General features: G+C 53.2%; 7 protein-coding genes and 2 pseudogenes. 3 read left to right on the forward strand and 6 right to left on the reverse strand.

The genetic code is table 11. From position 1 onward, the window contains the following. Window positions 1-25: 25 nt before the first annotated feature. Window positions 26-1,744 carry a GMC family oxidoreductase gene (locus CUN63_RS16870; RefSeq protein WP_218570131.1) on the reverse strand — a complete coding sequence of 573 codons (1,719 nt, stop codon included), beginning with the start codon at window positions 1,742-1,744 and terminating at the stop codon, window positions 26-28. 89 nt (window positions 1,745-1,833) lie between these two features. Next, window positions 1,834-2,946, reverse strand: coding sequence for an NAD(P)-dependent alcohol dehydrogenase (locus CUN63_RS16875; RefSeq protein ID WP_129440973.1), 1,113 nt, complete (start codon window positions 2,944-2,946; stop codon window positions 1,834-1,836). Window positions 2,947-3,215: 269 nt separating this feature from the next. Between CUN63_RS16875 and CUN63_RS16880 the strand changes: the two genes are divergently transcribed. The 3 genes and pseudogenes from CUN63_RS16880 to CUN63_RS16890 all read left to right on the forward strand — a co-directional run. Further along, a complete protein-coding gene (locus CUN63_RS16880) occupies window positions 3,216-4,175 on the forward strand; it encodes a helix-turn-helix domain-containing protein (RefSeq protein WP_165353257.1) in 960 nt (319 codons plus the stop codon). Window positions 4,176-4,388: 213 nt separating this feature from the next. Further along, on the forward strand, window positions 4,389-4,826 hold the full coding sequence (tnpB, locus tag CUN63_RS32220) for an IS66 family insertion sequence element accessory protein TnpB (RefSeq protein ID WP_165353258.1): 438 nt from the start codon (window positions 4,389-4,391) through the stop codon (window positions 4,824-4,826). A gap of 60 nt (window positions 4,827-4,886) precedes the next feature. Then, window positions 4,887-5,610 (forward strand): annotated as a pseudogene (locus CUN63_RS16890) (IS66 family transposase zinc-finger binding domain-containing protein); the annotation flags it as partial. On the opposite strand, the pseudogene CUN63_RS16895 reads toward CUN63_RS16890, so the two are convergent. The 4 genes and pseudogenes from CUN63_RS16895 to CUN63_RS16915 form a co-directional block, all read right to left on the reverse strand. After that, a pseudogene (locus CUN63_RS16895) lies at window positions 5,599-6,132 on the reverse strand (contractile injection system protein, VgrG/Pvc8 family); the annotation flags it as partial. The pseudogenes CUN63_RS16890 and CUN63_RS16895 sit on opposite strands and share 12 nt — an antisense overlap. Window positions 6,133-7,561: 1,429 nt before the next feature. After that, complete coding sequence (locus CUN63_RS16905; RefSeq protein ID WP_129440977.1) at window positions 7,562-8,671, reverse strand: ComEC/Rec2 family competence protein; 1,110 nt, start codon at window positions 8,669-8,671, stop codon at window positions 7,562-7,564. Further along, window positions 8,640-9,719 carry a hypothetical protein gene (locus CUN63_RS16910; protein ID WP_129440979.1) on the reverse strand — a complete coding sequence of 360 codons (1,080 nt, stop codon included), beginning with the start codon at window positions 9,717-9,719 and terminating at the stop codon, window positions 8,640-8,642. The genes CUN63_RS16905 and CUN63_RS16910 overlap by 32 nt, the downstream gene beginning before the upstream one ends. Next, window positions 9,716-10,870 (reverse strand): caspase family protein, encoded by a 1,155-nt coding sequence (locus CUN63_RS16915; RefSeq protein ID WP_129440981.1) that lies wholly within the window; start codon window positions 10,868-10,870, stop codon window positions 9,716-9,718. The genes CUN63_RS16910 and CUN63_RS16915 overlap by 4 nt, the downstream gene beginning before the upstream one ends. Between the last annotated feature and the right edge of the window lie 183 nt (window positions 10,871-11,053).

An 11,053-nucleotide genomic window follows, 5' to 3' on the forward strand; every position in this document is an offset into this window, starting at 1 on the left:
AGCGAGTGAAGCCCTTGATCCAGCTTCAACTTTGCTGTTTACGAATCACATCCGATAGTTTTTCCGCCATCATGATGACGTTCGGGTTGAGGTTGATCAGCGGAATTTCAGGGAAGATTGATGCGTCAATGACTCGCAGTCCTTGTACGCCATAGACATTCCCCTGCGCATCAACCACCGCGTTCGGATCGCTTGGCAGTCCCATCGGAGCTGTGGAACAAGGGTGCTGCAAGGTGCCGACGCCTTTAGCTAGGGCTTGGCGAATGTCTTTGTCGCTGTCGCTAACCGATGGCCCCGGGAAGATTTCCTCGACAATCAGGCTTTTCAAAGGCTCAGTCGTGGCTAGTTTTCGGGCGATCCGGAAGCATTCGACCATGCGCTGCATGTCGTCTTCGCTGGTGAGGTGATTGAGCTTGATGACAGGTTGAACCTTCGGATCGAGGCTCTTGAGTTTGACGCTGCCGGTCGAGCTGACCTTCATCAATTCCAGCCCTAGCGAAAACGCCACACCGGTCTTGCTGATACTCGGGTCGAGCAAGTGCGATGGGGAGACCGCGATATCCAGTTCCCCGGCTGACTTGGCGAAGGAGGAGTGAGTCCACAATTGTGAGCCGACAACGGGGTGATCCTGGCCCTTGAGTTCCGGCTTACCGGCAAAGTTCATCCAGTAAAAGGCGTGATCGAGCAGTCGAGTGCCGACCGCAGCGTCTCGTATAACCGGGATGCCCAGGGCTTGCAGATCCGCTTTCGGGCCGATACCCGAGCGCAACAGGATCGCTGCCGAGCCGTAGGCGCCAGCACTGAGGATCACTTCCTTGCCACGCAGTTCTTTACCGTCAGCCAGCAGAACCGAGCGGACCTTGGTACCGTCGAACTGCAGTTTGTCGATCAGGCTTTCGCAAAGGATGGTCAGATTCGAGCGTCTACGCACCTCTGGCGTGAGGTAGGCGATGCCGGTGTTGACCCGCACACCATTGACCACGTTCATCAGATTTGGGCCTGCACCGTTGTTGGCCAGAGGGTTGTTGAAGTCATCGACCTTGGCGTAGCCGAGTTTCCAGGCGGCCTCAACCGTCGAGCGTTGTACGGGGGTGATGTAGTCCATCGTCAGTTGATGAATCGGAAACGGGCCATTGCGACCGTGCCATTTATCATCGCCGGTGTGACAGGTTTCCATCTTCTTGAAGTAGGGCAGCACCTCGTCGAACGTCCAGCCCTTCAAGCCTTTGGCGGTGATGCGCTGGAAGTCGTAGGGCAGGGCACGGCAAGCAACGGCGCCATTGATTGCGGAACTGCCACCGATTACCTTGCCGCGCGGCGCATAGATCGCTTCAGCCTGCTCAACCGGCTCGGCGTGATAACCCCATTCATAACGCGGATCAGCGTTGGCGGCGATGATGTTGCCGCTGTAGAGCAGCTCTGGGTATTGATCCGGATCGAAAGAAGGACCGGCCTCGACCAGCAAAACACTCTTGTTGCCGCTCTCACTTAAACGGTTGGCCAACACGGCACCGGCAGAACCACCGCCTAGAATCACATAGTCGAATACGTGCTCGAACGGGCCCTGTTGTTTGAGCCGGCTGCGAGATTGACTCTCCGGAGCAGCAGGTTGCGCCGCTGAAGCAATACCCGATGCGAGGGACGCTGAGGCAATCACCACCATTGAGCCTTTGATGAAGCCGCGACGTTGCTTACCGGAACGGTTCAGAGGGTCTTGTGATGCGGGAACGATGGTTTCATCCATTTTGAGATAACTCCTGGAACATATTGTTTTTGGAAGGAGGCCGGTGCGCAGGTGCATCGCTTGACGCACACCCACCCTTTGAAAGAGCTTCAGTCCTGATGCGACATGACCACGATGGCCTTGACCACCTTGCCGTTGATGCCGTCGTCAATGGCTTGGTTGATGTCTGCCAACGGGTACAATCGGGAAATTTTTTCAAGGGGTAGCAGGCCCTGGCGGTAGTACTCAACCAACTGCGGGATGAAAATCTCCGGCAAGGTGTCGCCCATCACGCTGCCGATCACCCGCCGCCCACGCAGCAGATTCCAGGCATCGAACTCAACGGTCTCGCCCTGGGGCAACACGCCGGTCATCACTAGGGTGCCGAGTTCGCGCAGGCTGTTGAGTGCTGCGCTGATGACCGTTTTCACACCGCTGGACTCAAAGGCGTATTGCACGCCCAAGCCATCACTCAATGCGCGGATCTCTTTGACCACATCGACGTCAGGCCCTGAGAGCACTGTATGGGTGGCCCCCAGTTCCATGGCCAGGTCGAGACGCGATTGTTTGTTGTCGACCACGATGCGTTGGCTGCAGCCGATGATCTTGCTCGCCATCAAGGCGCTGAGGCCGACGGTACCGCAGCCAAAAATCACCACGCTGCTACCCGGCTCCGGGCGCAAGGTATTCATCATCCCGCCGGCGCCCGTCATCACCCCGCAGGCAAGCGGGCCGAGCAGTTTGAGGTCGACATCTTTAGGCACTTTCACCAGCGAGCTTTTGTGCGCAATGGCGTAAGTGGCATGGGAGGACTGCGAAAAAAAGTGGCTGTGTACCGCGCTTTCTTGATCGTGCAAGCACATCGAGCCGTCGGCCCGAGCACCGCCAAAGTTCAATGGCACATGATTAACGCAAAACGCTGGCTGCCCCGAACGACAGAACCCGCACTCGCCACAACGGCCCATGGAGAGCACAACGTGATCCCCCACCTGGAAGTTGTTGACAGCTGCACCGACCTTATCGACTATGCCCGCGCCTTCATGGCCCAGCACCACCGGAAGTGGGGTGGGCAGGTAACCATCCCGAACGTCCAGGTCGGTACGGCAGATACCCGCCGCCACAATCTTGATCCGTACTTCGTCCTCACGCGGTTCGTCGATTTTCAGTGAAAGTATTTCCAGTGGCGCACGGTGCTCTCTTGCCACAGCGGCGAGTGTTTTCATTGTTTTAATTCTTCACAGGGAATGGGCTGGTGAGCGGGCTATTCAATCCTTGTTGGCATTGCAGGCACCGCAAGGCGGTTCGCCTGACGTGCCTGTCCTGCGCATCCACGGATTGCGTAGTCGTTACTTGTATTTACACGAACATGTCACGATACCGATGGTAGACAGGCTGATACGCAGTTGCTTGTCTGTGAGCGCAGTGGAATTTATCTGAGAGTGAAACAATGAATTGCGTCATTACCACGGAAGGGCTGCCAGACGATATGCGCATGGACTATTGGCAGCATGTCGTCAGAGAGAATTTCATCCATTTCGATATGCAGCCGATTGCCGGACAACCGGCTTTCAACGGAAAAATTTTTCAGTACACGCGCAATGCCATTCAACTGGCCGATGTGATTGCCGATGGTCACTTTGTCCGCCGCTCGATGCAGCACTTGTCTACGGGAGATGATGATTTCTTCCTGCTGCTCATCCAGCGTCATGGCACCAGTCAGATCGAGCAGGACAATCGTCAGGTCACCATGAATCCCGGTGACATGGTGCTTTGCGACAGTAGCCGCAGCTATTCGATGAATATGCCGGGCGCTTTCCATCACGAAGTACTGATGATTCCTGGGCGGGTGATGCGTCATTCGCTGCGAAACGCCAGGGATTACACTGCACGGGTGATTCCCACGGCGTCCGGGACCGGTCGGCTGTTCAGCCAGTTCATCAACTCGCTGCAAGGTTGCGTCGGTGAGCTTGATGAGCTCAGTTCATCTTCAGTGGCCAGCGCGACCGTCGAGTTGCTTTGTGCTGCATTGGTCGGGGCTCCAGAGCAGGTCGCTGTTCTTCCGGGCAATCTGAAACAATTTCACCTGCGGCGATTACGCGCCTATGTGCATGAGCACCTGGCTGATCAGGAACTGGATGTAGACCGGATCAGCAAGGCCTTAAGCTTGTCCAAGCGCTATTTGCATGCTCTCTGCGACGGGCAGCCCAATACCCTCTCTAGCTGGATCTGGAAAGAGCGCCTGGACGCCGCGCGCCGGACATTGAGCGATCCAGCCAACGCGCAGAATCCGATCACTGAGATTGCCTTGTCGGTCGGGTTCAAGAGCCCCGCGCACTTTAGTCGCATGTTCCAATCGGCATTCCAGATGAGCCCGCGCGACTTACGCGCTCAGGCGTTTGAGCAGAGACAGAGACAGAGCCAGGTTGAAGGGGAAGGCAGTGGCCAAACGTGAACGAAAAATGCCATATGAAAAATTAATCCTAGTTCTGCGTGTTACGAGCCGTCGCGACCGGTAGCTTCGATCAAAAAAGTCAGTCATAGGGAAAGACTTCGACGGGCAGCAAACAGCCGCTCTCTGTCCTATACGACTGACTGCTTTTGGCCGATGACTGCCTGTCGCCAGCGGCAGCAATGGGCAGTTCTCTACCGATCATGTTTACTAAGCGTGCTGGTCAAATCCGATGCAATCGGTGGTCTAATCGAATGCAAACGCCTGGTCAAGTGCAATGCAAACGAGTGGTCAGTACCGATGCAATCAGATGGTCAAGTGGAGTGCAATTTCGCAATCTGGCTCGCCACCGAGCCCATGGATATGCGCGCCGGCACTGAAACGGCGCTGGCGAGGGTGGTCGCGGTGTTCGGTGCGGCGAAGCCGCACTGCGCTTATCTGTTTGCCAATCGCCGCGCGACTCGGATGAAAGTGCTGGTACACGATGGGATTGGCGTATGGCTGGCGGCACGTCGCTTGAACCAAGGTAAATTCCATTGGCCAGGCGTTCGGCAAGGCAGTGAAGTGCAGTTGGATGCCGAGCAACTTCAGGCTTTGGTACTAGGCCTACCTTGGCAACGCGTGGGGTCTGGCGGAGCTATTACGCTGCTTTAAAACTGTAGTTAGCATCTCGGTTTGCTGCCGCAAGCGGTCTGCTTTGGTAAAATCCACGGTATGACTTCCTCGCCCAATCTCGATCAAATGACTCCCGATCAACTGCGTGCATTCGCTGCGCAGTTGCTGTCGCAAGTCGAGACCATGGGCAGAACGGTCGAAACCATGGGCAAGAAGATCAACCGCGATCAAACGGTGATCGAGAAGCTGACCCACGAGATCGCACAGCTCAAGCGTTTGAAGTTTGCCAAGCGCAGTGAGCAGATGAATCCTGAGCAGGCCAGCCTGCTGGATGACCTGATCGATACCGATATTGCGGCGATTGAGGCCGAGCTTCAGGCGTTGCAAATAGCACCAGCGGCGACCGAGAAAAAGCAAAAGCCCAAGCGCACGGCATTGCCGGCAGAATTCCCACGCACGTTGATCCATCACGAACCGGACAACACTCACTGCCCATGCGGCTGCGCCCTCAAGCGCATCGGTGAAGATGTCAGCGAAAAGCTCGACTACATGCCGGGCGTGTTCACCGTTGAGCGCCATGTTCGTGGCAAGTGGGTTTGCGATGACTGCGAAACGCTGATCCAGGCGCCGGTACCTCAATGACGGGGCCGTACCCATTGATAATAATTGGGCGGAGAACCAGATCCGACCATGGGCCCTTGGACGCAAGAACTGGCTCTTCGCCGGATCGCTACGCAGCGGAAAAAGGGCGGCGGCGATCATGAGCTTGATCCAGTCTGCGCGGAATGGTCATGATCCGTACGCTTATCTAAAGGATGTTCTCTTCCTGGGTATGTTGGTGGTGCCAGGCGATGCCATCTTCAGCGCACAAACGCTGGACGAAGTCCAAATCACTTTCCCCGTACTGAGTGCAGTATTCGCGCACGGGGCTAGTCGTAACATTGAAAGTGAAGGTGTCGGACTGAATTCCATGACCATTCAGCACCTGAGCAATGATTTGCGGAACAGTCAAATTCTGGAAAATTCGTTGGTTGTGACTGTACTGCAGGTAGTGCAAAGCAGGAACCAGCGTCAAGTGATAGCGGGTAAGACGCTTGCCAGCGTCACCGACTAGAACGTCTTCGATGAGCCCGTGAATGCCTTCTCCGTTCAGCCCGAACTGAAGAAATGCCTGCTGACTGAGCAGACTCTCTAGGTCAAAGTCAGGGCACTCGCTGACCAGTTCAACTTTTATCGCATAAAGGTTACTGATGGCTTCAGCGCCATCAAACGCCAATACTTTAAAATCGTTGCGAACAGAAGGGATCTGTAATGCAAAGTGCGCGGAATTTGCAGGCGCAAACATAAGCTTATCCTTAAGCCGAAAAATGAGAATGAGGAGTTTTGATGCACTCTATTCTGAGAACTGGTAGCCGCTTCGAATGAGCCGATATCCATCAACGCAGTTGGCTTGAGAAAGGGCTCATTATCTTCAGCAGTGCAGCGGTCTCCACAGGACACACCAGCAGCAATAGGAGCCACACCGACTAGAAGAGTTCCGAGTGCAGCAGGTAAAGCGCTACCACAGATCTTTTTGAGGGGAATGTTCGCGTCCGCATCTGTTTCACGACCGCCAATAATGGGAAGCTCGGCGTAGTTGGCCATTCTCTCGACAGGGATAATCCCGGCTGGTTTCTTGTGGTTGGCCACACCGCCAGGGAGGTCACAGCTCCTTACGAACATACAGCCCACGGCGCTGGGCGCGGCGTCTTGCTTCGATGGGTAGTTTTTGTATTCAGTCCAATACGGAGCATGAATATCAACAGATGCAACACATCAGGTGCAGCGATTTTGGGCGTGTTTGGCAAAGCTGTTTTTGGCACATAACCACTCATGCAGCTTCCTTTTCATCCATGGGGGAATCCGGCCTGTAGCTGGGCAGAATGACTTTACCTGGAAGCGCTAGCGCAATGCTGTAGGAACATTCCTAAATGTCATGCTCCGATTTCCTTTCCATGTCATAGCTGACGAGAGGATACCCGCTCTCGTGCTGGTAATTGAATGGTGGCGATTGGCCGCTGACTGGGAAGACTAAAAATCCACATCGAGAAATTGGCTGTCCATTCGTAACCGTCCGGGCAACATACCTTCCTGATGCCATCGCATAAGGCGATGGCTTAGCCATTCGCTAAGCAAGCACGAACTGCTTCATCGCTGCCATCATTGCAATGACCAAAACGGCTAGCCCAATCGCAGACGTCCATTGGGCTGAAGGGCTTTCTGAAAACCAGGAGCCTTTAGCGGGGTATTTCCCTAGGGTAAGGCCTTCATCAAAGGCCAGCCGATAGGGAAGCAAATCGCTTGAAAAACAAAGTCAGCCAGTACACCCAATAGTTCACTCATCGGCCAGATCCCGCTGAATTACCAGTCCTTAAAGCTTAATCATGCTGCTCCAACCTAGCGATGGCAAGGGGGAACCGATGAGCAAACGATACCGAGTAAACTGCTTGCATATCAGTTGATATCTGGCGGAATCAGTCAAGGTGACTTGGCTGAACGCTTACACAGAGGCTTCAAAATTAACTGATCAAGCACGCGACGTTAACGATCGTTTTATCAACAACGAGCGCGGATGAGACTGTTGTGGTGAAGTACTGTGCCCTTGCAGAATTTTTCTATTTATTGAACCGGCCGATTAAGTGCCTATAAGGTCTTATCAGCATGGAACCACGCTTGCGCCTCCCCATGCAAACATGAGGTATTTATACTGCACGCGAACACTATAAAGTTACTTGCTAGCTGTCTACCAAAGCCCCCCCTTGGAACTTCAAGATCAGGCCATCCTCTATGCTACCGTATGTAGTGCGGTAGCTGAACCTTTCCCGCCAATCGTCATTACTCCATTTTTCATTGTATTCGCTGCGGATGTTAAACCCTACAGTAATAGGGCAATATTTGCTATAACTGAGGATGCGCGCCACTGCTTCGTCGTCGGGATGCTGGAAACGAGAGCCATCGGTCGAGATGAGCCAACAGGGACAGCGGACACTTTCGATCAGCGCTTTGCATAGATTCCGTCGACTGCCGTGATGGGGAACCTTGAAGGCAGCTAGCTCCAGAGGCTGGCCTTGGGAAAACAGTTGCACAGATTCTTTTAAGTCTGTTGAAAAAGCATCTCCAGATAATAATATCCGTGTATCCTTGTATTCCAACAACAGTACAATACTGCTCGCGTTCGCCGGGCTGTTGTCTCTTGTAAGTTGTTGCTCGGCGAGACGCAATAGCGCTTCCTTATCATTGAGTGCATGAATGGAGTTCGCACCCATTCTCTCCAAGCCCTCATCTGAGATATTTTTCTGTGCTTTCCTTAGCGCAGCTTCAACCTCTTTTCGCCATACAGGCTTCAAGTCACTGAGCCTTCTAGCTGTTGGGCCTAGAACAGTCAATCGCATACCACCTTCAAAGTCTCGATAGGGCAGAGGTAGTTTGTTTTCACGACATACAGGCCCACCTGCGAATAACTTGTTCCAATTTTGCGTTCCGAGCCAATTGCTTAATCGCTCGCCCTGAATTGCTCCCATGGACTCAAACTCGTCCTGGGGTTTCAGTCCATCTAAATGTGCAAAACCATTGAACCAGAAATCTTTCGTTGTAAAGCCAGGTATAGGTTCTGCATCTACCAAGCAAGACAGCAAGCCGCCAATGTGATCGCGGTCAATATGGGTTACAACGATTAGTTCGAATGATCGTTGATCTTCAGGCAATGCGCTGATGCGCTCTCGCAACTCCTTACCCGTTTCTTCAGGGCCCATATCGATCAGCATCTGGTAAGGGGCATCAGGGGAACCCCAACGCACCCAAATAGCATCGCCCTCACGCGCCGGCAGAAGTTGTAGCGTTAGCATCTTGGCCCTCCTGCAATCGATAGCATAGGTACGTGGAGCGCCAGTCGACAAAAGGCGCACGCTTGCTTAGGCGGGATAGGGCTTCGCTACGATTCTTGCTACCGGTTTCCGGCCAGTAGCGCAACAGATCAAGTAATAGTGAGAAGGTTTCGGTAAATAGAATTCGTTGTTCGCTTGCCTGACAAGCGAGCTGCAGCGCTTTGTCGCGTTGCCCCGGAAGTCGTGCCAATTGCGAGGCCAGTAATATCTTGCCATCAGGCAGCCAGCCGAATCGCTTCACTAATGAAAAGAGGAGATCCATTTTGTCATCGAGCCGATCTGCCTTGTAAAGGATCAACGCGGCTAGGGCAGCACCGGTTGGATCGATGAACTTCGATAGCAAGGTCTCCATTGCCTTATTGGCGAGCCGGGTGGCCGATTCAAACTGACCTGCTTCAACCATCCTCTCCATTGCGGAGGCAATGCTTCGGGACTGCGAAATTTTGATTTGCACAGGCCCAAATGACGGTTCGAACTGGCGGGTAACATGACAAGTTACGGAAAATCGGTGATCGCCTGCGCTGATAGGAAGGCTCGCTTGCAAAGTACTACCTGAGCTGGATATCGTAGCCACAGGCACCTGTTCCATCTTTTGAGAGTGGCGGAGAATCCAATGGCTCTCCACTTCATATACCGTCACGTCGGAGCTAATATCGACTATCTCCATGTCCGTCTTGACGGAGTGAAGATGGTGCAATTCGCTCACCGAACGAAAGTCGCTATCATTTTTTGAAGCCAAAGGCTCAAAAGGCAGATTAGGCTCGAGCTTAATACGGTTCGGTTGCCGACCGTTTACTTCTATAACCTTAGTCGTCCGCTTGCCGTCATCTAAAACTGCGCTGATTTCGTAAAGCCCGTACGGCAGTTCGAAGCTGCGCTGAGTGGTTGCAGGTTGGATCAGAATCAAATCGCTATCACGGATTTCCACGCGGATCCCTTTTCCGCGGTAGTACAATTTTGAGTCTATTTCTATGTGCAATACACCAGTAGTTTCTCCTTCAACAGTCATAGCGGAATCTCCTTTTCATTGACGGGAGGTTGAAGGTTCAAGCAATCCTCATCCACACCGTGTGGCGATAGCGTCGTTACTTCGATTGCATAGAGACCGGCAGGTACTTTAGCTGTAAGTGGCCAGTTCGAATAACTCTTATACAGGGTTGTGCCACGGTGTTTTAGGTTGGCAGTATAGTTAGTATTGTTATGACCAGATCGTATAGAGATGGTCAAATCAACATCAGGGGGCGTGAGGCACTCATGTAGCACCGCGTTGGTCATTTTGCCCGTGCACTCAACCTCTTGTGTCTTTCCTCCCGTGCCAGCCAAAGCCTGCACTGCGGCTGGTAGGTATTCGAGCAAAGTATTGACAGACACCCGCCATGGTGAATTGCGCTCTCCCTCAGAGCGCGCTGCATGCCCCTCTTTAAGGCCTTTAAAAAGAGCATCGCAGAATAGAGTCAACCCATTAAATTTTGCAAAGGCACCCTGGCCAGGTGATGCAGAGATAAATAAGGGAGAAGACTTGGCTGATCCTGTCCGTGTTACGTTACCACCCTTAACTCCCGCAAGAGTTTCATACTTTTCAAGTTCTTTGGGCAGATCTCTGCATACATCGACGAACCAAAACTGAGTTTGGGCAATTTCACTCTCTTGATTCATCGCGTCATGCATCTTTCTCATATCCACTGCGCCGATATACGTTTCATAGCGATGCAGTGGGCTAGCAAAATCGTTCAATAACAAGACCGCCCCATTCTTACTGAACTGCACACCGTGTCCGACGACATAGACGATAGCAACGTTTTCATCGTGGCTTCTGGCGGCATCTCTGAAATGAGCAAACATGATGTCTACGTTTTCTCGAGTGGCTCGCCAATCGCCTTTGAGGAGAGCATGAATGCTTGGCGCGATGGTTTCATCGGGCGAAGGCGATAACAAAACGCGCAAGCTGCGCAGGGGAAGACCAGGGCGGTTGTATTCAGTCATCAACCACGCGGCAAATTCAGACGCGGAGCGAGCAGCGGCTGAAAGCTGCCCGATCACAAACTCGCTACCTTGAGGGCTGCAGTTTGCGCTACCGCTTAGGAACTCGTATGCACTCACCCCTATTACCAATGCATGGGTCCCGGGCAGGCTTAAGTTTTCAGGTATCAATGATGTCATGCTGTCAGCGGGCTCCTTGCGTTGCGCCGGGCAAAAGACTGCAGCATAGCAACAAGCCACTACTAGTGTAGAAATTACGTGCATAACGGCTTCGGCTATTCATCCTTCGAGTTCCCTAAGGGGTAGCGGGCGCAAATTCTTCGATTGATTTCGAATCGACGACTACCGATTTCCGCGCGGACA

The sequence above is a fragment of the Pseudomonas sp. ACM7 genome, assembly GCF_004136015.1.
GTDB lineage: Bacteria > Pseudomonadota > Gammaproteobacteria > Pseudomonadales > Pseudomonadaceae > Aquipseudomonas > Aquipseudomonas frigoris.